Here is a 25,493-nt window from a genome sequence, read left to right as displayed (position 1 = left end):
TTGATGAAGAGAAAAAAGCTCAAGATTGTTGTACTGCTGCTACTCCTGGTGTTGGCTTCGCTGTATTGGGGGCATCAGCGGATTGAACGCTTTGCCGATACTCCGCTGGCGATTGGGCAGGAAACCTACTTCAAACTGCCTGTAGGCACTGGCCGTGTGGCACTGGAAGGGCTGCTGGTGCGCGACAAGTTGATCCACAATGGCCGCTGGTTCCCGTGGTTACTGCGCCTGGAGCCGGAATTGGCCGAATTCAAGGCTGGCACCTACCGTTTAACCCCGGGGATGACGGTACGCCAGATGCTGAAACTGTTGGCGAGCGGCAAAGAGGCCCAGTTCAGCGCGCGCTTTATCGAAGGTTCGCGTCTGAAAGATTGGCTGCAGGTGCTGCAAGAGTCTAAATATGTCAAACATACCCTGACAGGTAAAAGCGAGGCGGAAATCGCCAAGGCGCTGGGGCTGCCGGAGGGGGGCGTGCTGGAAGGCCGTTTGTATCCAGATACCTATCTCTATACGGCAGGAACCACCGATCAAGCATTGTTAAAGCGTTCGCAGCTGCGGATGTATAAGGCATTGCAGGACGTCTGGCATGCGCGAGACACCAGCTTGCCCTACAAAACGCCGGAAGAGTTGCTGACGATGGCTTCAATCATTGAGAAAGAGACTGCGGTAGCGGAAGAGCGAACCAAGGTCGCTTCAGTGTTTATCAATCGCCTGCGTCTGGGTATGCGTTTGCAAACCGATCCTACGGTGATCTACGGCATGGGCGACAGTTATACCGGTAACATCACCCGTAAGGATCTGGAGACGGCAACGCCCTATAACACCTATGTGATCAGTGGCCTGCCGCCAACGCCGATCGCCATGCCAAGCCGTGCTTCACTGGAAGCTGCTGCCAATCCGGCTAAAACCGATTATTTGTACTTTGTTGCCGACGGTAAGGGTGGCCATACGTTCACCACCAACCTGGCCAGCCATAATGCGGCTGTACGTGCCTATCGGCAGGTACAAAAGGAAAAGAATGAAAAGTAACTTTATAGTGATTGAAGGGTTGGAAGGCGCGGGTAAAACTACCGCGCGCAATACCGTGGTCAGCGTGCTTAACGAGCAGGGTATTAACGACATTGTATTTACCCGTGAACCGGGCGGTACGCCATTGGCGGAGAAGTTGCGCGAGCTGTTTAAATGCGGCGCAGAGGGCGATTTGCCAACCATCAAGGCGGAACTGCTGATGATTTATGCCGCGCGGGTACAACTGGTGGAAACCGTGATCCAGCCAGCGTTGGCGCGGGGAACCTGGGTGGTTGGCGATCGTCACGACCTTTCCGCGCAAGCCTATCAGGGCGGGGGCCGGGGAATCGATCCACATTTGATGAGTTCGCTGCGTGATACGGTATTGGGTGACTTCCGGCCCGACCTGACCCTGTATCTCGACTTACCGCCGTCGGTGGGCCTGCAAAGAGCGCGCGCGCGCGGAGAGTTGGATCGTATAGAGCAAGAAGCGCTGCCGTTCTTTGAACGTACCCGTGCGCGCTATCTTGAACTGGCGGCGCAGGATGCGAGCATCGTTACCATAGATGCGGCACAAACGCTGGAACAGGTCACCGCCGATATTCGCCAGGTGGTCTTACAGTGGCTGCAACAGCAGGAAGTGGCGTAATGAACTGGTACCCGTGGCTTAACGCTCCCTATCGTCATTTGGTGGGGCAGTATGCGGCTGGGCGTGGCCATCACGCATTACTGCTGCATGCGGCGGTGGGCAACGGCGATGCTGAGCTACTCTATGCCCTTAGCCGTTGGCTGATCTGCCAAAAGCGCAATGGTGAAAAGAGCTGCGGTGAGTGTCACAGCTGCCGGTTGATGCTGGCAGGCAACCACCCAGACTACCACGTACTGGCCCCGGAAAAGGGCAAAAGCAGCCTGGGTATCGAACCGATCCGCCAAGTGATTGAGATCCTCTATTCCCATGCTCAGCAAGGGGGAGCCAAGGTGGTGTGGCTGTCGCAGGCAGAGCTGTTGACCGAGGCCGCCGCCAACGCCTTGCTGAAAACCCTGGAAGAACCTCCGGCCAATACCTACTTCCTGCTAGGTTGCCGTGAGCCCTCAAGCCTGCTGGCGACGCTGCGTAGCCGCTGTTTCTACTGGCATCTGGCCAGCCCGGATGAGCAGCTTAGCCTGCAATGGCTGAACCGCCAGGGCGCGGGCAATCCGATCGATCGCCTGACCGCATTACGCTTGCATGACGGTGCTCCACTCGCTGCCGAACAGTTGCTGCAACCGAATCGCTGGCAACAGCGGGCCGCACTGTGCAACGCCTTGAGCGCTGCTCTGCCGCAGTGCGATATGTTGGCCCTGTTGCCGGCACTGAACCATGACGACGTGGCGGACCGGCTACACTGGCTGTGCGCGTTGCTGATGGATGCGATGAAATACCAGCAGGGAGCCGCGAGCTATGCTCTGAATCAGGATCAACTGCCGTTGGTCCAGCAGTTGGCCAGCCGTTTGAGCAGCGTTTCGCTCCAGAAAATCATGCAGCAGTGGCTTAACTGCCGCCATCAGTTACTCAGCGTGGTTGGCGTTAATCGCGAGCTGTTGCTGACAGAACAGTTACTAGGTTGGGAGCAGATGCTCGGCGCTACCGGTTACTCATCCCCTCATTCGTTGTAAAAGAGTTAATTATCATGTTATTAGTAGATTCTCACTGCCATCTCGACAGCCTGGATTTTGCCACCTTGCACCACAGCGTGGACGATGCCCTGGTCAAAGCCAAAGCGCAGGATGTGGGTTTTGTGCTGGCGGTTGCCACCACGTTGCCGGGTTACCAGGCGATGACTCAACTGATCGGTCAACGTAACGATGTCGCGTTCTCCTGTGGCGTTCATCCGTTGAATCTGGAGGGGGGCTACGATTATGCCGAACTGCGCAGTCTGGCAGCGGCTGAACAGGTGGTTGCCCTGGGGGAGACCGGGCTGGATTACTTCTATCAGCAAGACAATATCCCGTTGCAGCAAGAGTCGTTCCGCCAACATATTCGTATTGGCCGGGATCTCAACAAGCCGGTGATTGTGCATACGCGTGATGCGCGTGACGATACGTTGGCCATTCTGCGTGAAGAAAACGCACAGGATTGCGGCGGCGTGCTGCATTGTTTTACCGAAGATTTGCCAACGGCGAAAGCCTTGCTCGATCTGGGTTTCTATATCTCGTTCTCCGGCATTGTCACTTTCCGTAACGCCGAGCCGCTGCGCGAGGTGGCCCGCTATGTGCCATTGGATCGCATGCTGGTGGAAACCGACTCGCCATACCTGGCGCCAGTTCCCCATCGTGGTAAAGAAAACCAACCTGCCTATGTGCGTGACGTCGCAGAATACCTGGCCGTATTGAAGGGCGTTAGCCTGGAAAACCTGGCGCAAGCGACCACCAGCAACTTTTCACGTTTGTTTCACATCGAACTCTGATCCTTCGTCTAGGCTTAGCGAACCGCTGGCGATAATCTAATTCTTTTTAAGCTCGTAATTAATCCTCGAAACGGGTAATGTTCCCACCCGTTTCAGGGGAGCTGCCGGGCGAATTTTCATCTTTCTTCACAAAAAGTAGACGATTTTTGAAAAATGGCCGGTCAGATTCATCGAAACGTGACTGCCATCAAACATTGTTCAGGGTATTTATTTTACTCTGCGTAAAAATTAAAGGGGTGCTCAGACACCCTGAAAATGCAGGGGTTTTCTCTCCCCCCTCTGCAACGCGAAAATTCGCGAGAAGTAGCAAAGCACTATTACTCAGGAGCACACTCAACTATGTTCAAGAACGCATTTGCCAACCTGCAAAAAGTAGGTAAATCGCTGATGCTGCCGGTTTCCGTATTGCCTATCGCAGGTATCCTGCTGGGCGTCGGTTCCGCCAACTTTAGCTGGCTACCGCTGGTAGTCTCTCACGTGATGGCGGAAGCCGGCGGTTCCGTATTCGCCAATATGCCGTTGATCTTCGCTATCGGTGTTGCCCTGGGCTTCACTAACAACGACGGCGTTTCTGCACTGGCTGCGGTAGTGGCTTATGGCATCATGGTGAAAACCATGGCCGTGGTTGCACCGCTGGTGCTGCATTTGCCAGCCGAAGAGATTGCGGCGAAACACCTGGCGGATACCGGTGTGCTCGGGGGGATTATCTCCGGTGCCATTGCTGCCTACATGTTTAACCGTTTCTTCCGCATTCAGTTGCCAGAATACCTGGGCTTCTTTGCCGGTAAGCGTTTTGTGCCGATCATCTCTGGTCTGGCCGCTATCATTCTGGGTGTGATCCTCTCCTTCATCTGGCCGCCAATCGGTACGGCTATCCAGACCTTCTCACAATGGGCGGCTTATCAGAACCCAGTGGTCGCGTTTGGTATCTACGGTTTTGTTGAGCGTGCTCTGGTACCGTTTGGTCTGCACCACATTTGGAACGTACCTTTCCAGATGCAGATCGGCGAATACACCAATGCCGCTGGTCAAGTGTTCCACGGCGACATTCCGCGTTACATGGCGGGTGACCCAACAGCAGGTATGCTGTCTGGTGGCTTCCTGTTTAAAATGTATGGTCTGCCTGCTGCAGCGATTGCGATTTGGCACTCTGCCAAGCCGGAAAACCGTGCCAAAGTCGGCGGTATCATGATCTCCGCTGCGCTGACCTCGTTCCTGACCGGTATTACCGAGCCGATCGAGTTCGCCTTCATGTTCGTTGCGCCGATCCTGTACGTCATCCATGCGATCCTGGCCGGTCTGGCGTTCCCAATCTGTATTCTGTTGGGTATGCGTGACGGTACCAGCTTCTCACACGGTCTGATCGACTTCATCGTCCTGAGTGGCAACAGCAGCAAAATCTGGCTGTTCCCAATCGTTGGTGTCATCTACGGTCTGGTGTACTACACCATCTTCCGCGTGCTGATTGCCAAGCTGGATCTGAAAACTCCTGGCCGTGAAGACAACTCTTCCGAACAGGTAGCTCAGGGTGGCTCTGAAATGTCTGCTGCATTGGTTCAGGCATTCGGCGGTAAAGAAAATATCACCAACCTGGATGCCTGTATTACCCGTCTGCGCGTCAGCGTGGCCGACGTATCCAAGGTTGACCAGGCTGGTCTGAAGAAGCTGGGTGCTGCCGGTGTGGTTGTGGCTGGCTCAGGTGTTCAGGCGATCTTTGGTACCAAATCCGACAACCTGAAAACCGATATGGATGAATACATCCGTAATCACTGATTCAGGTAGGGGAGTTAATGGGGAGGCTTAGGCCTCCCTTTTTTTATGGGTTGATTAACAACATGGGAGGGGTGCTCGTGGATCTCTGCTCAAACAACCAACAGGCGGGGCAAGCCCCGCCGTTGGGTTGCCTTACCTTGCGGATTCGTAAGCCATCATGGCCGCAACCTCCGTTTCTCCGCTACGAATGCGGATCTCACAGAGTCTTTTCCTGGTCATCCAGGTGAACACCAGTACGGTGATACAGAGAATAACCAGGGCCATTACGACTAACTTTTGCGGCATGATAGCCTGCCTCCTTGTCCTTGCCTTTCAGCGGGTAAGAGGCTACCTTTATGTTGTTGGAGCATAAGAGTGGCCTCGGGTTGATTTGCATCGATTCGGGGCTTTTCTCTTTCTATCCCTTGCTAATGCTCAGGACAAAAAGATCCAGAGCACCCACGCAAATGTTAACAGTAATCCCGCCTGGTAATAAATCAGCGCTTTGTTACATAGAACAAGTAAGCTGAACCGGCTCAGTGCTCATCCTTGTTATTTATTGGCCGTTTCTTGCGGTGACGAATTTCTATATAACTCATTGGTTTTTTTTACACCTATTTTTCTTACATATGCTATGGCGGCTGCGGGCTTTTTTGTGTGGGATGGCTTAACAAGATAGGGAGGGGTGCTCGTGGATCTCTGTTCAAACAACCAACAGGCGGGGCAAGCCCCGCCGTTGGGTTGCCTTACCTTGCGGATTCGTAAGCCATCATGGCCGCAACCTCCGTTTCTCCGCTACGAATGCGGATCTCACAGAGTCTTTTCCTGGTCATCCAGGTGAACACCAGTACGGTGATACAGAGAATAACCAGGGCCATTACGACTAACTTTTGCGGCATGATAGCCTCCTTGTCCTTGCCTTTCAGCGGGTAAGAGGCTACCTTTATGGTGTTTGGGCATAAGAGTGGCCTCGGGTTGATTTACATCGATTCGGGGCTTTTCTCTTTCTATCCCTTGCTAATGCTCAGGACAAAAAGATCCAGAGCACCCACGCGAATGTTAACAGTAATCCCGCCTGGTAATAAATCAGCGCTTTGTTACATAGAACAATTAAGCTGAACCAGCCCAGTATAATTCCTGCGTATTTTGGGCTTTTTGCTCGTTGTTTGCGATGCTGACCGCAGTCCATAGCGGTGATGAATGGCGTGAGGTGAAAGCCAGACTGGAAGTTTTGCTGAAGCGCTAAACTCGTGGAGCAAACAGTGGCATGATCTCATTGGGCGCAGCATGCAGCGCCCCTATAACAGCCTTTCAACTCCGTGCTAAATTCCCCACGCCACCGTCGATCAGCAGTTCACTGCCCACCATGTAGCTGGATTCGTCAGATGCGAGGAATACGGCGGCTTTTGCCAATTCTAGCGCGGTCCCCATGCGGCCAATCGGCACCAGCGCGTGGATCTCTTCGCGCAATGTCTGTTCAGCCTGTGCCGGTAAACCCAGCTTGCCCAGCGCCGGAGTTGCCGTTGGGCCAGGGCTAAGGCCGTTGACGCGAATACCGCGCGGGTGCAGCTCGGCAGAAAGTGAACGCGCCAAAGATAAAATCCCGGCTTTACTGGCGGCATAGACGCTGCTTTGCGCCAGGCCAATATGCGCGCTGACAGAACCACACAGGATCACCGAGGCGGGATTGCCCAGCAACGGTAACAGGGCCTGGATCAAAAACAGAGGGCCTTTGAGATTGGTGTTCATCAGTTGGTCATAGCGCTGTTGATCCCATTCCTGTAACGGCAGGTGGGTGACATCACCGGCGTTGATATACAGGATATCCAGCCTGGGCCAGCTTTTAGCCAACTGCGCTGCCAAAATCCTCTGTTGGCCGATAACCCCGGCGTCATTGTGCAATAGCACGACATCCCCTAGCGTTTCGCCAGCCGCTGTTAACCCGCTAGCGCTGCGCCCGGTGATCGCCACAGTGGCTCCTTCGGCAATAAACTGCCGGGCCGTCTCCAGTCCGATGCCGCTGGTTCCCCCGGTAATCAACGCGTATTTACCTGTTAATCGTGACATAACCCTTCCTCTCGTTGGCCAGTTACGCCATTATTGGTTTGTTAGTACCTTTTGCATAGTAGGTACCGTTTGGATACTAAAAGACAAGGTGGGATGCAATGGCGTCAATAGTGAAAGGGCAGGTCGAAAAAAATTTCCCGTTACCGCCTGCGGGAGAACCGTGCCCGATGGTGAGCTTCGTCAATTTGATTTCAGGCAAATGGGCGATCCCGATCCTGTATCGCCTGATGGTGATCGACGGCCCGATACGCTTTAGCGAATTACAGCGCGCAGTGGCACCCATCGCGCAAAAAGAGCTGACGCGTCAGCTCCGCCAGTTTGAACAATGCGGTCTTGTCACTCGGCAGGTGTTTCCACAGGTGCCACCACGGGTGGAGTACCAGATAACGCCTCTGGGTAAAACATTGCGCCCCACGTTAGACTCGTTGGCCGATTGGATGCGTGGCCATGCGCCGCAGCTGATCGGTAGTTAATCATCGCCAGTAAACTCGTAAGGTTGAGTGATTCTCCATCACTCGATACGGAAAGTGCGCAATCGGGTTGATAGCAGTAGAATTTGTCACGCATACTGCGTAAACCAATATTTTCGCTGAACAAGGAGTTCCAGATGGCCGAAGAAACGATTTTCAGTAAAATTATTCGCCGTGAAATCCCTGCCGATGTGGTCTACCAGGACGAACTGGTCACCGCATTTCGTGATATTTCCCCACAGGCACCGACCCACATCCTGATCGTGCCGAACGTACTGATCCCAACGGTGAACGACGTGACCGTGGAGCACGAGGCCGCATTAGGCCGTATGATCACCGTGGCGGCCAAAATTGCCGAGCAGGAAGGGATTGCCGAAGACGGTTACCGCTTGCTCATTAATTGCAATCGTCATGGCGGGCAGGAGGTCTATCATATTCATATGCATTTAGTCGGTGGCCGCGCTCTGGGCCCGTTATTGTCACGTTAACCGAGGAAGACCATGCGCTATATCCACACGACGCGTTACTTGATGGCGCTGGTGCTCCCCGCCGCGATGCTGATGGGGTGTAGCAGCCCGAAGGGCATCTCGGTCAATGAACGGCAAACGGTAGTGATGGATTCACCGGTACTGACGGCGGGTATTCTGGCGGATAACCCGTCTATTGCCGACGCATCTGGCCGCCTGCGGGCCAGTTCGGTGCTCAGCAACACCCAGACGACGCCGGTGACCCTCCACTATCGTTTCTACTGGTATGACAAACAGGGGCTGGATATCCTGCCTTTTGAAAAGCCGCGCACGGTCACCGTTGCCGCCAATTCAGACACCGAGATTTATTCGTTGAATGGCAACCTTGATGCCAAGCGTGTACGTCTGTATTTATACTTATAAGTTTTGGGTTACGTTGGAGAAGGTAATGAAAAAGTTCCTATGGGTGGCGCTGGCCGCGTTGGTGTTAACCGGTTGTCCATCACGCCCACCAGAGCCTACGGCACCGGTGACTGTCGAGCCACAGCCGCAACCAGAGCCTCAGCCTGAACCGTTGCCACCAACCACCGAACCGGTGCCACAGCCGCCGAAGATCCAGCAGCTTGATTGGCTGGGTAGCGTACAGCCGTTGGTCAATCAGATGCTGAAGGCTGATGGCGTCACGCCTGGCAGCGTATTGCTGTTGGACAGCGTGAAAAACAATACCAATGGCTCATTGAGCATCGGCAACGCCACCTCGGCGCTGCATCAGGCTTTGGCATCCAACAACACCTTTGCCGTCGTGCCGGAAGCGCAGTTGGCGAGCGCCAAACAGACGCTGGGCCTGTCGGCGGAAGACAGCCTTGGGTCGCGCAGCAAGGCGATTGGCCTGGCGCGCATCGTCAATGCGCAATACGTGTTGTATAGCGACGTCAGTGGCGATGTGAAGTCACCGGCGATGGAAATGCAACTGATGCTGGTACAAACCGGTGAGATCGTCTGGTCAGGCAATGGCGACGTCAAATACTGAATCCCAGCTGCGGCGACTCTTGAGTAACAGGCTGCCGGCGGTAAATACCGCCGGTTGTCATTTTAGCCAGGTACAAGGGTTGAGCGGCGAGAGCTGGCGGATCGACAGTGGCGATGTGCAACTGCTGGCCCGTCCGCAGACGCCAGAAAAACGCATGCTCGGCGTTAACCGTCGGCGTGAGGGGCAAGTGCTCAAGCGCGCTGGATTAGGCATGGGGCCAAAGGTATGGTTACAGAGTCCTGAGTGGTTGATCGTCGAATGGCTTGGCGGTGAGAGCGTTGACGAAACGGCGTTTGCTTCCTTAACGGCCAACGGGGAACTGGCAGAGCTGACAGCACGGTTGCATAACCGTGGGTTGAGTGGTTACCGGCTGGATCTGCAACAGCAATTTACCCGCTATTGGCAGCAAATTGATCGCCGGCGGATCACGCCTGCCTGGCTGCGTTGGCAGCGCTATTTCATCACTGGCACCATGCCGCGACCGTTGCAGCTGGCAACGCTGCACATGGATATTCATGCCGGTAATCTGCTGCGACAGGCCGGGCAGCTCAGGCTGATCGACTGGGAGTATGCCGCCGATGGCGATATCGCCCTTGAGCTGGCGGCGATGTTTCGCTTCAATCAATTTTCCCCGGCTGTGCAACAACGCTTTTTAGAGCAATACCAACCCCACGGCTATGCCGATTTGCCGCAGCTGGCCTCACAGGTTCAGCGTTGGTTGCCATGGGTGGATTACCTGATGCTGATGTGGTGCGAAGTGCGCTGGCAGCAGTGTCGGGATGCGGAATTTTTGCGTTGGGGCGCAGCGTTATACCGGCGTTTTTGTTTATCATCGTCAAATTAATCATGAATACTGATGTGAGGTGGCCGTGGGCCCAGTAATGCTAGATGTCGTCGGCTATGAGCTGGACGCAGAAGAACGCGAGATTTTAAAACACCCGCTGGTAGGGGGCTTGATCCTGTTTACCCGCAACTTTGCCGATCCGCAGCAGTTGCGTGAGCTGGTTCGCCAAATCCGCGCGGCCTCGCATTCGCGGCTGGTGGTGGCGGTGGATCAGGAAGGCGGGCGCGTACAGCGCTTTCGCGAAGGTTTTACCCGCTTACCGGCGGCGCAGTCCTTTGCGGCGCTCAACGATGCTCAGGAAGGCGGGCGTCTGGCTCAGGAAGCCGGGTGGCTGATGGCCTCGGAAATGATTGCCCAGGATATCGATATCAGCTTTGCCCCGGTATTGGACATCGGCCACGCCAGCGCGGCGATTGGCGAGCGTTCTTTCCATAGCGATCCGCAGCAGGCGTTAGTGATGGCCGAACGCTTTATCCAGGGAATGCACAGCGCCGGGATGAAAACCACCGGCAAGCATTTCCCTGGGCATGGCGCGGTTACGGCGGACTCGCATAAAGAAACTCCGCGCGATCCACGGCCATTGGCTCAAATCCGCGAACATGATATGACTATCTTCCGTGAGCTGATCCAACGCGGATTGCTGGATGCCATCATGCCAGCCCACGTTATCTATACTGAAGCAGACCCGCGCCCGGCCAGCGGCTCGCCTTACTGGCTGCAGCAAATCTTGCGTCAGGAGCTAGGCTTTGAGGGCGTGATCTTCTCTGACGATCTGTCGATGGAAGGGGCGGCGATCATGGGCAGCTATGCCGAACGTGGCCAGGCGGCGCTCGATGCTGGTTGCGATATGATCCTGGTTTGTAATAATCGGGCAGGGGCGGTCAGCGTGTTAGATAACCTGTCCCCGGTCAAAGTAGAGAAATTGCAGCGGTTATATCATCGCGGTCAGTTCACCCGTCAGGAACTGCGCGATTCCGACCGTTGGCAAAAGGCGCATCATGCGCTGAGTCAATTGCATGAACGCTGGGAAGAGCATAAGCAACGCTCAGCGGGGTGAACGGCCAGGGCGCCGCAAGAAGGCGGCGTTAATAATGGGGGCTGCCAGCGGCCCCCAGCTTGTTGCGAGGAACCACATGATTATCTATTTGCATGGCTTCGATTCCACCAGTCCCGGCAATCATGAAAAGATTATGCAGTTACAGTTCATCGATCCGGACGTGCGCTTTATCAGCTACAGCACTTTGCATCCGCGCCATGATATGCAGCATTTATTGAAAGAGGTGGACAAGGCGGTTCAGCAGGAAGGGGATGCCCATCCATTGATCTGCGGTGTGGGTCTTGGGGGCTTTTGGGCTGAACGTATCGGTTTTTTGTGCGGCATCCGTCAGGTGATCTTCAACCCGAACCTGTACCCGGAAGAACATATGCACGGCAAGATCGACCGGCCGGAAGAGTATCGTGATATCGCCACCAAATGCGTGGAAGATTTCCGTGAGAAGAACCGCGATCGCTGCCTGGTGGTGCTTTCTCGCCAGGACGAAGTGTTGGACAGCCAGCGTAGTGCCGAGTTGCTGCACAAGTATTATGAAATCGTCTGGGATGAACAGCAGAGTCACAAGTTTAAAAACATCTCGCCGCACTTGCAACGCATCAAAGCGTTCAAGACATTGGCGTAACAGTTTTATAACGCATTATTGAGCCGTGAACGCTGTTCCCCAAGGGCAGCAATTGCGGCTTTTTTGTTTTTATCGTGCCCGTTTTCGCCAGTGGGCAGCAAAATGTAAAACTGTGATCTCACGCTAACTATTTGAATCACAATCCTCAAAAAATCCCTTCGTCCAGCCTTTAACCAAAAAACTTTGACGTACATCAATTTTGGTATGACCAAATAACCTCTCGTGCTATTCTGGCCCCAGATTGCAGGTTTAACTTAAGCGAACCCTATGTATTCTAAGGATATTATTTATTTACCCTTAGGCAACAATTGGTTCACATTCAGGGGGTCATTTTGACAACGCCAAAGAAAAAAATCGTTATTGTCGGCGGTGGTGCCGGTGGTCTGGAGCTGGCAACCAGCCTGGGCCATAAACTGGGTCGTAAGCACAAAGCGGAGATCACGCTGGTGGATCGCAACCACAGCCATCTGTGGAAGCCGTTGCTGCATGAAGTGGCTACCGGCTCCCTGGATGACGGTGTGGATGCGTTGAACTACCTGGCGCATGCGCGTAATCACTTCTTCAACTTCCAACTGGGTTCACTGGTCAACATTGACCGTGAAAAGAAAACGCTGCAGTTAACGCAGATCTGCGATGAGCAAGGCTGCCAGCTGGTTCCCGCCCGCGAGTTAAGCTACGACATCCTGGTGATGGCGCTCGGCAGCACCTCGAACGACTTTGGCACCCCAGGGGTAAGAGATAACTGCATCTTCCTGGATAACCCGAATCAGGCGCACCGTTTCCATAACGAGATGTTGAACCTGTTCCTCAAGTTCTCTGCCAATCCGGAAGAGAAGGAGAGCGTGAATATTGCCATCGTGGGCGGTGGGGCTACCGGCGTTGAGCTGTCGGCAGAACTGCATAATGCGGTCAAACAGCTGCACAGCTACGGCTTTGAAGGGCTGGATAACAGCGCCTTGAAGGTTACCCTGGTTGAAGCCGGTGAGCGCATTCTGCCAGCTCTGCCGCCGCGTATTTCCGCAGCGGCGCACCAGGAACTGAACAAGCTTGGCGTACGCGTATTAACCAATACCATGGTGACCAGTGCCGATGAGCATGGCCTGAACACTAAAGGCGGCGAATTTATCAATGCCGATCTGATGGTGTGGGCGGCGGGCATCAAGGCACCAGACTTTATGAAAGAGATTGCTGGGCTGGAAACCAACCGCATCAATCAGCTGGTAGTTGAGCCAACGCTGCAAACCACCCGTGATGCCAACATCTTTGCTATCGGTGACTGCGCTTCCTGCCCACGTGAAGGCGGCGGCTTTGTGCCACCTCGGGCACAGTCTGCTCACCAGATGGCATCACGTTGCTATAGCAACATCCTGGCGATGATGCACGATCAGCCGATGAAGCCTTACGTTTATAAGGATCACGGTTCACTGGTTTCGCTTTCCCGCTTCAGTACCGTAGGTAGCCTGATGGGCAACCTGATGCGCGGTTCAATGATGGTCGAAGGGCGTATCGCCCGCGTGGTGTATATTTCGCTGTACCGTATGCACCAGGTAGCGCTGCACGGCTATACCAAAACCGGCCTGATGATGCTGGTGGGTGGTATCAACCGCGTGATCCGTCCGCGCTTGAAGATGCACTAATTTTTTAAACCCATTCGTTCGGTTGATGAAAACCCACGTAGGCTTGCCGCGTGGGTTTTTTATTGCCGTGAGATCAGTAGGTTGCAAGACTGCGCCCCTAAGAACGGAGTGTGCGACTTTCACCGCACTCAATTCACTGACATTTTAATACATTGTTCAATGGCATCGGGGAGCGAGTCACCACCTTGTTAAGAATTGACTAATCAAATATTGGGCTATAGTAACTGTGGCCGTACAGAGAAAGTATCGCCGTTGACATACTCTTTAAAGCCCACGATTAACTTCATAGTTCACAAAACATGGTTGCTGTTTTTGAGCCATAAAATGTCACTTATAAAACAGGTGTTAAGATGATGAATAAAGTGTCACTCGCGATTGAAATTCAAAAAGACGCTTTTTCCAAACACAAGTTTTTCACTCATATCCGCAATACAACACTTCCGCTTGAGGAACGACTTTCTTTTCTACCTGGCATGTCACATTTTATTATGAGTTTCGGAGACATAAATAAATACGTGCTACCTTTTGCTTCCCCTAAGAATGAACTTGAAGACGCGATCAATAAACATGCGAAGGAGGACTCGAATCATTGGCCTTGGTACATAACTGACCTGCAACAGCTAGACATGAACAAAAGTCGTCCCTTCACCGAAACACTACAATACCTCTGGTCAGAGGAGCTTTCGGCAAGCCGAAAACTGACTTACGACCTCATAGAGTTAATAGCGGGTAAAGATGCCAAATCAAGATTGGTCATTATTGAAGTGATGGAGGCAACGGGAAACATCATGTTCACAACTCTGAATGAGATAACTAGTGGAACCAGTTTAAAACTGGAATTTTGTGGTTCCCTGCATGCAAGCCATGAATCAGGACACACAATGGGAGCCGATGATGAAATCATAAACCGGCTCATTTTCACTGAGGATGAATGTCAGTATTTTACATCACTCATTAATGATGGATTTAAAGCGTTTGTCCGCTTTATCGATCAGCTTTATGACGGTATCGAAGCAGCAAAATTTCGGTAAGGAATCGACACGTCTTTACCCATGTTCACCGTATACACTGCCGATTTTTCCAACACAGCGGTTTGATTCCGCACCCATGCCTCACGGTTTTCGATTCGTGAACAACGGGTATGGTTAAGATTCTTCTTAATTCATTGGTTTTGGCCCGCTTTCATCGCATTTTGCTCACGGAGTCTTATTGCGAGGCTGAACTTCCTTGTGCAGACTTTAGGGCGTTTACAGACGGCGCGTCACGCACGCCGTAAACCGGGGGGATTGCCTATGATTGAGGCGAGCTTGCCCGGTGCATAATGCGTGGTAACACATTCAGGAGGATTTCCTGTGAACAAATCAATGTTAGCCGGTGTTGGGATTGGTATTGCAGCCGCTCTGGGAATTGCTGCCGTGGCCGGTCTGGACGTATTCACTCCCGGCCCACAATATGCGCAGGTTCTCGCCGCAACACCGATCAAAGAAACCATCAAGACCCCTCGCCAGGAGTGCCGGAATGTCACGGTGACCCATCGTGCGCCAGTTCAGGATGAAAACCGCATCGCTGGCTCAGTGCTGGGGGCGGTGGCCGGGGGGGTTATTGGTCACCAGTTTGGCGGCGGCCGGGGCCGTGATGTTGCGACCGTGGTGGGTGCGCTGGGTGGTGGGTATGCTGGTCACCAGGTGCAGAGTGCCATGCAGGATAACGATACCACCACCAGCACGCAGCAGCGCTGTAAAACGGTGTATGACAAATCGCAGAAAATGCTGGGCTATGACGTGACTTACAAAATTGGCAACCAACAGGGTAAAATCCGCATGGATCACGATCCAGGCACCCAGATCCCGCTGGATAAAAGCGGTCAGTTGATACTGACCAAGGTCTGATCTTCGCCGTTTACTCCTAACAACAACCCTCTCCCAAAGGGAGAGGGTGAGGGGACATTGGTCATCAAGCTGGCAAAGTATGCTCTCTGAACGCTGCCAGCAGTTCGCCGATAAACTTCAAGCGTTCGGCCCGGTCGCTAAGATCCAACATAAACTTCAGCTTGGTTGGCCCATCCAGGCGGTAAACCTGCGGTTTGCTTTGCAGCAAGCCAATCAGATAACCCGGATCGACCCGGTTCTTCTCACCAAACTCGATAAAGCCCCCGCGCTCGTTGCCTTCGATACGCTTGATCCCCAGTAACTGCGCCTGTTGACGCATTGCCGCGCTTTGCAGCAGATTACGTGCTGCATCCGGCAGCAGGCCAAAGCGGTCGATCAGCTCAACCTTCAGTTCCTCCAGTTCACCCTCATTTTTAGCGCTGGCAATGCGTTTATAGAAGGACAAACGAGTATTCACGTCCGGGATAAAGTCGTCGGGCAGCAGCGCTGGCATGCGCAGCTCCACTTCCGTCTGATTGCTGGTGAGATCTTCCAGCGAAGGCTCACGCCCGTTCTTCAGGGCGTCGACGGCGCTTTCCAACAGCTCCATATACAGCGAGAAGCCCACGGTGGTCATCTGGCCGCTTTGGTCCTCTCCCAGCAGTTCCCCTGCACCACGGATTTCCAAATCGTGGGTAGCGAGCGCGAATCCGGCCCCCAAATCTTCCAGCGTGGCAATCGCCTCCAACCGCTTGTGTGCGTCGGTGCTCATGACCTTCGGGTTTGGCGTTAACAGATAAGCATAGGCCTGATGGTGAGAACGCCCGACGCGGCCACGCAGTTGATGCAACTGCGCCAAGCCAAAGCGGTCGGCCCGTTCGATAATGATGGTATTGGCGCTGGGGATATCGATGCCGGTTTCGATAATGGTGGTACAGACCAGCACGTTGAAGCGCTGGTGGTGGAAATCATTCATCACCCGTTCCAGATCGCGTTCCCGCATCTGGCCGTGGCCAATGGCAATCCGCGCTTCCGGCACCAGCTCCGCCAAGCGTTCGGCGGCTTTATCGATATTCTCGACGTCGTTGTACAGGTAATACACCTGGCCGCCGCGCAGTACCTCACGCAGGATGGCCTCGCGCACCACCAGGCTGTCGTACTCGCGGACAAAGGTTTTCACTGCCAGACGGCGGGCCGGTGGGGTAGCAATGATCGACAGATCGCGCATGCCGCTCATGGCCATATTCAGGGTGCGCGGGATTGGCGTGGCGGTCAGCGTCAGGATATCAACGTCGGCCCGCATTGCCTTGATGCGCTCTTTGTGGCGTACGCCAAAGCGGTGTTCTTCATCGACAACCAACAGCCCCAGATCTTTCCAGCGCAGATCGCTCTGCAATAGCTTATGGGTACCAATGAGGATATCGACTTTGCCTTCGGCCGCCTCTTCCAGGATCTGTTGCTGCTCTTTGGCACTGCGAAAACGCGACATCATTTCGATGCGGATTGGCCAGGTGGCAAAGCGATCGCGGAAGTTGTCGAAGTGCTGCTGCGCTAACAGGGTCGTCGGCACCAGGACCGCGACCTGCTTACCGTTCTCGACGGCCAGGAAGGCGGCACGCATCGCCACTTCAGTTTTACCAAAGCCGACGTCGCCGCACACCAGACGATCCATCGCCAATGGCTGGCACATATCGCTCAGCACCGCGTTGATGGCCTGTTCCTGATCTGGCGTGGTCTCAAACGGGAAGGTCTGGCAAAACAGTTGATACTGGTCACGATTATGCTTGAACGCAAAACCGCTCTTGGCGGCACGTTGGGCGTAAATGTCCAACAGCTCGGCGGCCACGTCACGCACGCGTTCGGCGGCTTTCTGCCTGGCTCGAGACCAGACATCCCCGCCGAGCCGGTGCAGTGGAGCGTTTTCGTCGGCTCCACCGGCATAGCGGCTGATCAGGTGCAGGGAAGAGACCGGCACGTACAGTTTGTCCTCACCGGCGTAGGAGAGGATCAGGTATTCCGCTTTGATGCCCCCGGCTTCCAGCGTCGTCAGGCCAACGTAGCGGCCAACGCCGTGTTCCAGATGCACCACCGGCTGCCCTGGGTGCAGCTCTGCCAGGTTGCGGATCAGGGTATCGGTATTGATGGTGCGGCGATTATCCTGCCGACGGCGGCTGACGCGCTCACCGAGCAGATCGCTTTCACAAATCAACGCCCGGTCACGCAGCGTATCCAGGAAGCCACGCTCGGAGGCGCCGACCATCATGTAGCGGCCCGATGCTTCGACCTCATCCAGATGATGGATCAGGCTGGTACTCAGCTTGATGCGGCCAAGCAGATCTTGCAGGGTTTCGCGGCGGCCTTCACTCTCTACTGAGAAGACCACGCCCCCGGTGAAGCTTTCAATAAAGCGTCGCAGATTATCCAGTGGGGCCTTCTGCTGGGCCTGGACGGCGAGTTCTGGCAGGGTTTGATAACCCAGGTTGGTGCAACCGGCTTTGGCGGGCAGTTCCTCGGTTTTCAACGCCATTCGCGGCCAGGCTTTCAGCTCGGCAAATAGCGCATCGACCCGTAGCCACAGGGTCTCCGGAGCCAGCAGCGGTCGCATCGGATCGATCCGCCGGTTCTCATAGCGTTGATTGACATCAAGCCAGAAACGCTCGGCGGCGCCTTCCAGGTTACCGGTGTTGACGAGCAGCGTATTGGCTGGCAGATAGCTGAACAAGGAAGGCAGCGGCTGGCTGAAAAACAACGGTTGCCAGTATTCGATACCGGCAGGCCAGGTGCCTTTACTCACTTGCTGATAAATATGTTCGGCGTCGCGGCGTACTTCAAACTGTTCACGCCACTGGCTGCGGAACAGCTCAATGGCGGCCTTATCGGTCGGGAACTCGTGAGCTGGCAGCAGGTTGATGGCTTCCACTTCGCTCAAGGTGCGTTGGTTATCCACATCAAAGGTGCGCAGGCTGTCGATCTCGTCGTCGAAAAAGTCGATGCGATAAGGCTCTTCGCTGCCCATGGGATACAAATCCAGCAACGCACCGCGCGTAGCAAATTCGCCATGTTCCATCACCTGATCGACGCTGCGGTAACCGGCCTGTTCCAACTGTGCCCGCAGCAGATCCCGCGACAGCCGTTGGCCCTTTTTCATCACCAACGCATGGCCATGCAGGAACTCATGCGGGCAGACGCGTTGCATCAACGTATTCACCGGCAAAATGATGATGCCGCGTGCCATGGTCGGCAGATGATACAGGCTGGAAAGCCGCGCCGAGATGATTTCCTGATGGGGCGAGAAGCTGTCGTATGGCAGCGTTTCCCAGTCGGAAAGGGTGGTCACCATCTGATCGGTAAACTGCTGGATTTCGTCACGCAACCGCAACGCATTTTGCATATCCGGGGCGATGAGCATCACCGGGCCTGGATGGCGTTCGGCGATTTCCGCACATTCAACGGCACAGGCAGAGCCGGTGAGTTGCCCTAGCTGGCGTAAATCGCCCGCACGGTCAGGAAGAGAGTAACGGTAGGAAGATGCGGAGCTGCGGCTTTTATCAGAAATGCTCATTCAGTTATCTTTAATCAATGAATTGAATAACAGTTTTTGTGGTGTTCACCGTGGCGCTTGACGTGTGAATACCACAAAATCCTGTTTACCTGGCCTTTGGCCAAAGCTAACCCGTTCCCCCTCACCCTAACCCTCTCCCCAAGGAGAGGGAGCTGGAACGGTGTTGCGATTAGGAACGGAGTATGGCTGTGGCACATTCGGTACCCTCTCCTTCTGGGAGAGGGTTAGGGTGAGGGGACCATCAAGTGGTTCAAGCCCATCACCTTTTACCTTGGTTATACTAGCCTAGCAGCTTATAAACTGACACTGGTAAAAGCGCGAGCAAGCTTCCTGTTGGCGGTAATTTAATCAATTCTGCGCCATGGCGAGATACTGGCCGATTTTATCGACGTCCACGTTGCCACCGCTGACGATCACCCCGACTTTTTTGCCCCGCAGATCGATGACCTGATTCATCGCCGCAGCGGCAGCCAGGCAACCGGTCGGTTCGACTACCATCTTCATCCGCTCCATAAAGAAACGCATTTGCTGGCATAGCTGTTGGTCGGTCACCGTCAGGATATCTTCCACATAGTGTTGAATGATCGGGAAGGTGAGATTGCCCACCTGCTGGGTTTGCGCGCCGTCGGCAATGGTTTTTGGTACCGGGATCCACACTCTTTCACCGCTGCGGAACGCCTGTTGCACATCGTTGCCCGCTTCGGGTTCGACGCCAAATACCCGGCAACCGGGCGACCAGTGATGTGCCGCAACGGCGCATCCAGAGAGCAATCCGCCGCCACCGGTACAAACCAGCAGAATATCCAACGGGCCAACTTCTTCGATCAGCTCTTTAGCTGCGGTGCCTTGGCCTGCCATCACCTGCGGATAATCGTAAGGTGGGATCACCGTTAAGCCCTGTTCCGCCGCTAACCGTTGGGTGATCGCTTCCCGGTCTTCGGTTTGCCGCTGATAGATCACCACGTTAGCTCCGTAGCCGCGGGTTGCCGCCAGCTTGGCGGCGGGGGCGTCATGTGGCATCACAATGGTGACGTTCACCCCAAGCTCACGGGCCGCCAACGCCATGGCCTGCGCATGGTTACCGGATGAGAAGGCTATCACTCCGGCCTGGCGCTGGGCCGGAGCCAATTGGCTGATGGCGTTATAGGCACCACGGAATTTAAAGGCCCCAATGCGCTGGAAATTCTCGCACTTGAAAAAGAGCTGGGCACCGGCGATCTCATCCGCCTGGCGGGAAGTCATTACCGGTGTGCGGATCGCGTGGTTTTGCAGGATTTCGGCCGCTTTGGCAATATCGGCGGCGGTGATGCAGTGGGGCTTAACGGTCATGGCTACCTCATGTGGTTGGCATTGATTCGTTCAGTCTATTAATTTGCCCGTTGTAAACGGATTGTCAAACGGTTAAACGGCTGTCAGCGGAAACAACCGTGTCTTCAGGATGTTCAAAATCAGGCATTTTCTGTAAACCCGTGCAAACATGATGAATAAAACCGGCCGGGTGGTTCCATAAACCCGGTAGAGCCTTTATTATCCTTGATCACTTTGCTTAAGCTACGGCAACAAAACGGATTTCATGTATCAACCTGTCGCGTTATTTATTGGCCTGCGTTATATGCGCGGGCGAGCCTCAGACCGCTTTGGGCGGTTTGTTTCCTGGCTATCCACCATTGGCATTACGCTGGGGGTGATGGCGCTGGTGACGGTGCTTTCAGTGATGAATGGCTTCGAGAAAGATCTCGAAAACAACATCCTGGGGCTCATGCCGCAGGCGCTGATCACCAGTAAACAGGGCTCCATCAACCCTGAACAGCTGCCAGCCTCTGCCGTGCAAAACCTGCATGGTGTCACCCGAGTCACTCCGTTGACTACCGGCGATGTGGTGCTGCAAAGTGCTCGCAGCGTGGCCGTTGGCGTCATGTTGGGGGTTGATCCGCAGCAGCCCGATCCGCTGACGCCTTATCTGGTCAACGTTCAACAGCAACAGCTGCAACCGGGTGAGTACAACCTGATTATCGGTGAACAGCTTGCCGGGCAGTTAGGGGTCAAGCGTGGCGATCAACTGCGTCTGATGGTGCCTAGCGCCAGCCAGTTCACCCCGATGGGTCGCATCCCGAGCCAACGTTTATTCACCGTGATTGGCACCTTCCACGCCAATAGCGAAGTGGACGGTTATCAGCTGCTGGCGAACCAGCAAGATGCTTCACGCCTGATGCGCTACCCGGCGGGCAATATCACCGGTTGGCGCTTGTTCCTGCAACAGCCGTTGACGGTGGACACCCTTAGCCAGCAAACGCTGCCGGAAGGTACCCAGTGGAAAGACTGGCGTGAGCGCAAGGGTGAGTTGTTCCAGGCGGTGCGCATGGAGAAAAACATGATGGGGCTGTTGCTCAGCCTGATCGTGGCGGTGGCGGCATTCAATATTATTACCTCGCTGGGCCTGTTGGTGATGGAGAAGCAAGGCGAAGTGGCCATTCTGCAAACCCTGGGCCTGACGCGGCGGCAGATCATGTCGGTCTTTATGGTGCAGGGGGCCAGCGCCGGGATTATCGGCTCGCTCCTGGGAACGCTGTTAGGCGTTCTGCTTGCCACCAATCTGAACAACCTGATGCCGATCCTTGGCGCGTTGATCGACGGGGCTTCTCTGCCGGTGGCGGTTGACCCTATCCAGGTGACGATCATTGCCGTAGTGGCGATGGCGGTCTCGCTGTTATCCACGCTTTACCCTTCATGGCGCGCTGCCGCCGTACAACCCGCTGAGGCTTTACGTTATGAGTAACCATCCTTTATTGCAGTGTGAGCGCCTGTGTAAAACCTATCAGGAAGGCAACCTGCATACCGACGTGCTGCGCAATGTCAGTTTTGCCATGCAACCGGGCGAGATGATGGCGATCGTCGGCAGCTCGGGTTCCGGTAAAAGTACTTTGCTGCACCTGCTGGGGGGGCTGGATTCACCCACCTCGGGTGAGGTGATCTACAAAGGGCAGTCGTTGAACAAGCTTTCTTCCACTGCCAAAGCTGAACTGCGCAATCGTCAGCTCGGCTTTATCTATCAGTTTCATCATCTGCTGCCGGATTTCACCGCGTTGGAGAACGCCGCGATGCCGCTGCTGATCGGCGGCATGAAACCGGCGCTGGCGAAGGAAAAGGCGCTGGAGATGCTGGCGGCCGTGGGCCTGGAAAAACGTAGCAAACATCGCCCGTCCGAGCTCTCCGGCGGTGAACGTCAGCGCGTGGCGATTGCCCGGGCGTTGGTGAATAACCCTTCGCTGGTATTGGCGGATGAGCCTACCGGCAACCTGGATAAACGCACCGCAGACAGCATCTTCGATTTGCTGGGCGAATTGAACGTACGCCAGGGTACCGCATTTTTGGTGGTCACCCACGATCTGCAACTCGCTAAACGCCTGAGCCGCCAGTTGGAAATGGCAGACGGCCATCTACAGGCACAACTGACCCTGATGGGGGCCGAGTAATGAGCGCTTCGCCACTTTCATTGCTGATGGCGCTGCGCTTTAGCCGTGGCCGGCGGCGCGGCGGCATGGTTTCGTTGATCTCGGTGATCTCCACCATCGGCATCGCGCTGGGCGTGGCGGTGCTGATCGTGGGGCTGAGCGCAATGAACGGCTTCGAACGTGAACTGCAGAACCGTATTCTGGCGGTGGTGCCACACGGTGAGATCGAACCGGTCAAGCAACCGTTCACCGGCTGGCCGGAGATCCTGCAACGGGTCGAAAAGGTACCGGGCATTCTGGCAGCGGCACCCTATATCAACTTTACCGGGCTGATGGAAAATGGTGCTCAGCTACGTGCCGTGCAGGTAAAAGGGGTCGATCCTGCGCAGGAAAAACAGCTCAGCGCGCTGCCAAGTTATGTGCAGGGCGATGCCTGGGCTAACTTCAAAAGCGGTGAGCAGCAGGTGATCCTGGGCAAAGGGGTGGCTGACGCTCTGGGCGTGAAGCAGGGCTCTTACGTCACGGTGATGATCCCCAATAGCGATCCTGAGATGAAACTGTTGCAGCCGAAGCGTATTCGCCTGCATGTCACCGGCATTCTGCAACTTAGCGGCCAGCTCGATCACAGTCTGGCCATGGTGCCGTTGGCAGATGCCCAGCAATATCTGGATATGGGTGACAGTGTCACCGGCATCGCCATCAAGGTCAACGACGTCTTCGCCGCTAACAAGCTGGTGCGTGACGCCGGAGAAGTTGCCGATGCTACCGTCTATATCAAGAGCTGGATTGGCACCTACGGTTTTATGTATCGCGACATTCAGATGATCCGCGCCATCATGTATCTGGCGATGGTGCTGGTGATAGGCGTGGCCTGTTTCAACATCGTTTCCACTCTGGTTATGGCGGTGAAGGACAAGAGCGGCGACATTGCCGTGCTGCGTACGCTGGGGGCCAAAGACGGCTTTATTCGCGCCATCTTTGTCTGGTATGGCCTGTTGGCTGGGCTGGTAGGTAGCCTTAGTGGGGTAGTGGTTGGAGTGATTGCCTCGCTACAGCTGACCAATATCATGAAAGGTATCGAAAAGCTGATGGGCCATTCTTTCCTGTCTGGCGACATCTACTTTATCGATTTCCTGCCGTCCGAACTGCACTGGCTTGACGTGGCGATCGTACTGGGTACGGCAATCGTGCTTAGCCTGCTGGCCAGTTGGTATCCGGCCAGACGTGCCAGCCGCATCGATCCGGCCCGCGTATTGAGCGGGCAGTAATAAAAACCTGGGGCCAGTAGCGGGCCCCATTTTTTTACCCTGAGGGCGAGTTATGTACTACGGTTTCGACATGGGCGGCACCAAGATTGAACTTGGGGTGTTCGACGCCAATCTGCAACGTATCTGGCAAAAGCGGGTGCCGACGCCGCGTGACGACTACCGGCAACTGCTGGCGGTATTACGCGATCTCACCCATGAGGCCGATGCCGTCTGTGGTACGCAAGGGCTGGTGGGCATAGGTATTCCCGGCCTGCCAAATGAAGATGGCACCTTGTTTACCGCCAACGTCCCGGCCGCGATGGGGCAGCCGCTGCCTCGCGATCTGAGCGCGCTGATTGGCCGTGAGGTCAAGGTCGATAACGACGCCAACTGCTTCACGCTCTCGGAAGCTTGGGACGAAGAGTTTCGCCATTACCCGATGGTGCTGGGCATCATCCTGGGTACCGGAGTTGGTGGTGGTTTGATCGTTAATGGTAAAGTGGTCTCTGGGCGTAACTTTATCACCGGAGAGTTTGGCCATTTCCGCTTGCCTGTGGATGCGCTGGAGGTGCTCGGGCGTGATATTCCTCGCGTTCCCTGTGGCTGCGGCCATGACGGTTGCATCGAGAATTACATCTCTGGCCGCGGATTTGAGTGGATGTACGCGCATTTTTATCAACAACGGTTGCCAGCGCAGCAAATCATTGCGCATTATCAGGCCGGTGAACCACAGGCTGTAGCGCACGTAGAACGTTTTCTGGATGTCCTGGCCATTTGCCTGGGCAACCTGCTGACCATCATCGACCCCCACCTGGTGGTGATTGGCGGCGGCTTATCGAATTTTGCCGCAATTTATCAGGCGTTGCCCCAGCGTTTGCCCGCCCATTTGTTACGGGTAGCCAAACTGCCACGCATCGAGAAGGCACGCTATGGCGATGCCGGTGGTGTTCGTGGGGCAGCGTTCCTCAATTTGGTGGAAAGTCATAAATAAGGAGAGTTCATGCACACTCGCCATCGGTTGTGTCAGTTTCGCAAGAGTAAGCATGTGCGGCATCAGCGTTTTCGCTCGCGGATATTCCAACGCGATACCATGGCGGCGGCAGAGCTGAAAAAGCCGTTTGTCGTGGTGCTGACGGGGGCTGGGATCTCTGCCGAGTCTGGCATCCGTACTTTCCGCGCTGCCGATGGGCTGTGGGAAGAGCACAAGGTGGAAGATGTCGCCACCCTGGACGGTTTTCAGCGCGATCCTGCCTTGGTGCAGGAGTTTTATAATGCGCGCCGTCGTCAACTGCAGCAGTCAGATATCGGCCCTAATGCGGCCCACCGTGCGCTGGCTGATTTGGAAGAGTGGCTGGGGGAGGAGAACTTCCTGCTGGTCACGCAGAATATCGACAACTTGCACGAGCGAGCCGGTAGCAAGCAGGTGTTGCATATGCATGGTGAGCTGCTGAAAGTACGCTGCACCAGCTCCGGGCAGGTGGTGGAATGGTTGGGCGATCTGAGTGTGGATGAACGTTGCCACTGCTGCCAGTTCCCTGCGCCTCTGCGGCCCCACGTGGTGTGGTTTGGTGAAATGCCGCTGGGGATGGATGAGATTTACGCCGCGTTGGCCAAGGCCGATTTCTTTATCGCGATTGGCACCTCTGGCAATGTTTACCCGGCGGCAGGTTTTGTTCACGAGGCACGGTTGGGTGGGGCTTATACCATGGAGCTGAACCTGGAGCCGAGCCTGGTGGAAAGCCAGTTCGAAGAGAAGCATTACGGCCCGGCCAGCGAAGTGGTGCCACGCTTTGTGCACAAGTTCCTGATGGGCAAGGTCGAGCGGGCGGATAAGCCGTAGCAGGAGGTTGGGGGGTAGATTGATGCTTGCCCCTCACTCTAACCCTAACCCTCTTCCACAGGGAGAGAGGACCGATCGAGTACGCTATCAGTTGTAGAAACTGACCTGGACATGGGGACACAGATT

25 protein-coding genes are annotated in these 25,493 nt (G+C 55.1%); 20 read left to right on the top strand and 5 right to left on the bottom strand.

Features of this window, described 5'->3' with window-relative positions; genetic code table 11:
- Positions 1-3 precede the first annotated feature (3 nt).
- The 5 genes from mltG (at position 4) to ptsG (ending at position 5,228) form a co-directional block, all read left to right on the top strand.
- The gene (gene mltG / locus N6G83_RS16590; RefSeq protein ID WP_024528547.1) at positions 4-1,029 is read left to right on the top strand and encodes an endolytic transglycosylase MltG; all 1,026 of its coding nucleotides are present in this window, start codon (positions 4-6) and stop codon (positions 1,027-1,029) included.
- Positions 1,019-1,657, top strand: a complete 639-nt coding sequence (gene tmk, locus N6G83_RS16585) for a dTMP kinase (protein ID WP_024528548.1) — start codon at positions 1,019-1,021, stop codon at positions 1,655-1,657. Before mltG ends, tmk begins: the two co-directional genes overlap by 11 nt.
- Positions 1,657-2,664 (top strand): DNA polymerase III subunit delta', encoded by a 1,008-nt coding sequence (gene holB, locus N6G83_RS16580; RefSeq protein ID WP_074031322.1) that lies wholly within the window; start codon positions 1,657-1,659, stop codon positions 2,662-2,664. Before tmk ends, holB begins: the two co-directional genes overlap by 1 nt.
- A 14-nt stretch (positions 2,665-2,678) precedes the next feature.
- Positions 2,679-3,455 carry a metal-dependent hydrolase gene (locus N6G83_RS16575; protein ID WP_074031323.1) on the top strand — a complete coding sequence of 259 codons (777 nt, stop codon included), beginning with the start codon at positions 2,679-2,681 and terminating at the stop codon, positions 3,453-3,455.
- A gap of 339 nt (positions 3,456-3,794) precedes the next feature.
- Positions 3,795-5,228: a PTS glucose transporter subunit IIBC gene (gene ptsG / locus N6G83_RS16570; RefSeq protein ID WP_024528551.1), complete on the top strand. Its 1,434-nt coding sequence runs from the start codon at positions 3,795-3,797 to the stop codon at positions 5,226-5,228.
- A gap of 132 nt (positions 5,229-5,360) precedes the next feature.
- Here ptsG and N6G83_RS16565 read toward each other — a convergent pair whose 3' ends face one another.
- The 3 genes from N6G83_RS16565 to N6G83_RS16555 all read right to left on the bottom strand — a co-directional run bounded on the left by N6G83_RS16565 (position 5,361) and on the right by N6G83_RS16555 (position 7,274).
- The gene (locus N6G83_RS16565) at positions 5,361-5,513 is read right to left on the bottom strand and encodes a type I toxin-antitoxin system Hok family toxin (RefSeq protein WP_021178298.1); all 153 of its coding nucleotides are present in this window, start codon (positions 5,511-5,513) and stop codon (positions 5,361-5,363) included.
- Between the two features lie 440 nt (positions 5,514-5,953).
- Positions 5,954-6,106, bottom strand: a complete 153-nt coding sequence (locus N6G83_RS16560; RefSeq protein WP_021178298.1) for a type I toxin-antitoxin system Hok family toxin — start codon at positions 6,104-6,106, stop codon at positions 5,954-5,956.
- A gap of 412 nt (positions 6,107-6,518) precedes the next feature.
- Entirely contained in the window at positions 6,519-7,274 is a 756-nt protein-coding gene (locus tag N6G83_RS16555; RefSeq protein ID WP_074031326.1) for an SDR family oxidoreductase, read from the bottom strand.
- A gap of 167 nt (positions 7,275-7,441) precedes the next feature.
- Here N6G83_RS16555 and N6G83_RS16550 point away from each other — a divergent pair, with 167 nt between their 5' ends.
- The 10 genes from N6G83_RS16550 to N6G83_RS16505 all read left to right on the top strand — a co-directional run bounded on the left by N6G83_RS16550 (position 7,442) and on the right by N6G83_RS16505 (position 15,287).
- Positions 7,442-7,747, top strand: a complete 306-nt coding sequence (locus N6G83_RS16550; RefSeq protein WP_024531150.1) for a winged helix-turn-helix transcriptional regulator — start codon at positions 7,442-7,444, stop codon at positions 7,745-7,747.
- A gap of 134 nt (positions 7,748-7,881) precedes the next feature.
- Entirely contained in the window at positions 7,882-8,232 is a 351-nt protein-coding gene (gene hinT, locus N6G83_RS16545; protein ID WP_021178295.1) for a purine nucleoside phosphoramidase, read from the top strand.
- 12 nt (positions 8,233-8,244) lie between these two features.
- Entirely contained in the window at positions 8,245-8,634 is a 390-nt protein-coding gene (locus tag N6G83_RS16540) for a YcfL family protein (RefSeq protein ID WP_024531149.1), read from the top strand.
- Positions 8,635-8,659: 25 nt separating this feature from the next.
- Entirely contained in the window at positions 8,660-9,241 is a 582-nt protein-coding gene (gene lpoB / locus N6G83_RS16535) for a penicillin-binding protein activator LpoB (protein ID WP_024531148.1), read from the top strand.
- Entirely contained in the window at positions 9,222-10,085 is an 864-nt protein-coding gene (locus N6G83_RS16530) for a phosphotransferase (RefSeq protein WP_074031328.1), read from the top strand. The genes lpoB and N6G83_RS16530 overlap by 20 nt, the downstream gene beginning before the upstream one ends.
- Before the next feature lie 37 nt (positions 10,086-10,122).
- The gene (gene nagZ, locus N6G83_RS16525) at positions 10,123-11,142 is read left to right on the top strand and encodes a beta-N-acetylhexosaminidase (RefSeq protein ID WP_029712059.1); all 1,020 of its coding nucleotides are present in this window, start codon (positions 10,123-10,125) and stop codon (positions 11,140-11,142) included.
- Between the two features lie 76 nt (positions 11,143-11,218).
- Positions 11,219-11,761 (top strand): alpha/beta hydrolase YcfP, encoded by a 543-nt coding sequence (gene ycfP / locus N6G83_RS16520; protein WP_024485957.1) that lies wholly within the window; start codon positions 11,219-11,221, stop codon positions 11,759-11,761.
- A gap of 332 nt (positions 11,762-12,093) precedes the next feature.
- Complete coding sequence (locus N6G83_RS16515; protein WP_024485958.1) at positions 12,094-13,398, top strand: NAD(P)/FAD-dependent oxidoreductase; 1,305 nt, start codon at positions 12,094-12,096, stop codon at positions 13,396-13,398.
- A gap of 350 nt (positions 13,399-13,748) precedes the next feature.
- Complete coding sequence (locus N6G83_RS16510) at positions 13,749-14,429, top strand: hypothetical protein (RefSeq protein WP_211136368.1); 681 nt, start codon at positions 13,749-13,751, stop codon at positions 14,427-14,429.
- Between the two features lie 321 nt (positions 14,430-14,750).
- On the top strand, positions 14,751-15,287 hold the full coding sequence (locus N6G83_RS16505) for a glycine zipper 2TM domain-containing protein (RefSeq protein WP_260523998.1): 537 nt from the start codon (positions 14,751-14,753) through the stop codon (positions 15,285-15,287).
- A gap of 64 nt (positions 15,288-15,351) precedes the next feature.
- On the opposite strand, the gene mfd is transcribed toward N6G83_RS16505, so the two are convergent.
- Together mfd and N6G83_RS16495 are read right to left on the bottom strand one after the other, a co-directional pair.
- Positions 15,352-18,828 (bottom strand): transcription-repair coupling factor, encoded by a 3,477-nt coding sequence (mfd, locus tag N6G83_RS16500; protein ID WP_211135724.1) that lies wholly within the window; start codon positions 18,826-18,828, stop codon positions 15,352-15,354.
- Positions 18,829-19,176: 348 nt separating this feature from the next.
- Entirely contained in the window at positions 19,177-20,157 is a 981-nt protein-coding gene (locus N6G83_RS16495) for a threo-3-hydroxy-L-aspartate ammonia-lyase (protein WP_211135725.1), read from the bottom strand.
- Positions 20,158-20,401: 244 nt separating this feature from the next.
- Between N6G83_RS16495 and lolC the strand changes: the two genes are divergently transcribed.
- The 5 genes from lolC to cobB are packed head-to-tail and all read left to right on the top strand — an operon-like array spanning position 20,402 to position 25,367.
- On the top strand, positions 20,402-21,604 hold the full coding sequence (lolC, locus tag N6G83_RS16490; RefSeq protein WP_074031332.1) for a lipoprotein-releasing ABC transporter permease subunit LolC: 1,203 nt from the start codon (positions 20,402-20,404) through the stop codon (positions 21,602-21,604).
- Complete coding sequence (gene lolD / locus N6G83_RS16485) at positions 21,597-22,301, top strand: lipoprotein-releasing ABC transporter ATP-binding protein LolD (RefSeq protein WP_024485237.1); 705 nt, start codon at positions 21,597-21,599, stop codon at positions 22,299-22,301. The genes lolC and lolD overlap by 8 nt, the downstream gene beginning before the upstream one ends.
- Complete coding sequence (gene lolE / locus N6G83_RS16480) at positions 22,301-23,548, top strand: lipoprotein-releasing ABC transporter permease subunit LolE (protein ID WP_024531139.1); 1,248 nt, start codon at positions 22,301-22,303, stop codon at positions 23,546-23,548. Before lolD ends, lolE begins: the two co-directional genes overlap by 1 nt.
- A 52-nt stretch (positions 23,549-23,600) precedes the next feature.
- Complete coding sequence (nagK, locus tag N6G83_RS16475; RefSeq protein ID WP_211135726.1) at positions 23,601-24,518, top strand: N-acetylglucosamine kinase; 918 nt, start codon at positions 23,601-23,603, stop codon at positions 24,516-24,518.
- A 9-nt stretch (positions 24,519-24,527) separates the two neighbouring features.
- The gene (gene cobB, locus N6G83_RS16470; RefSeq protein ID WP_024485240.1) at positions 24,528-25,367 is read left to right on the top strand and encodes a Sir2 family NAD+-dependent deacetylase; all 840 of its coding nucleotides are present in this window, start codon (positions 24,528-24,530) and stop codon (positions 25,365-25,367) included.
- Positions 25,368-25,493: the final 126 nt, after the last annotated feature.

Source organism: Serratia sp. PL7 (assembly GCF_945957435.1).
This window is presented reverse-complemented; position numbering and strand designations above follow the sequence as displayed.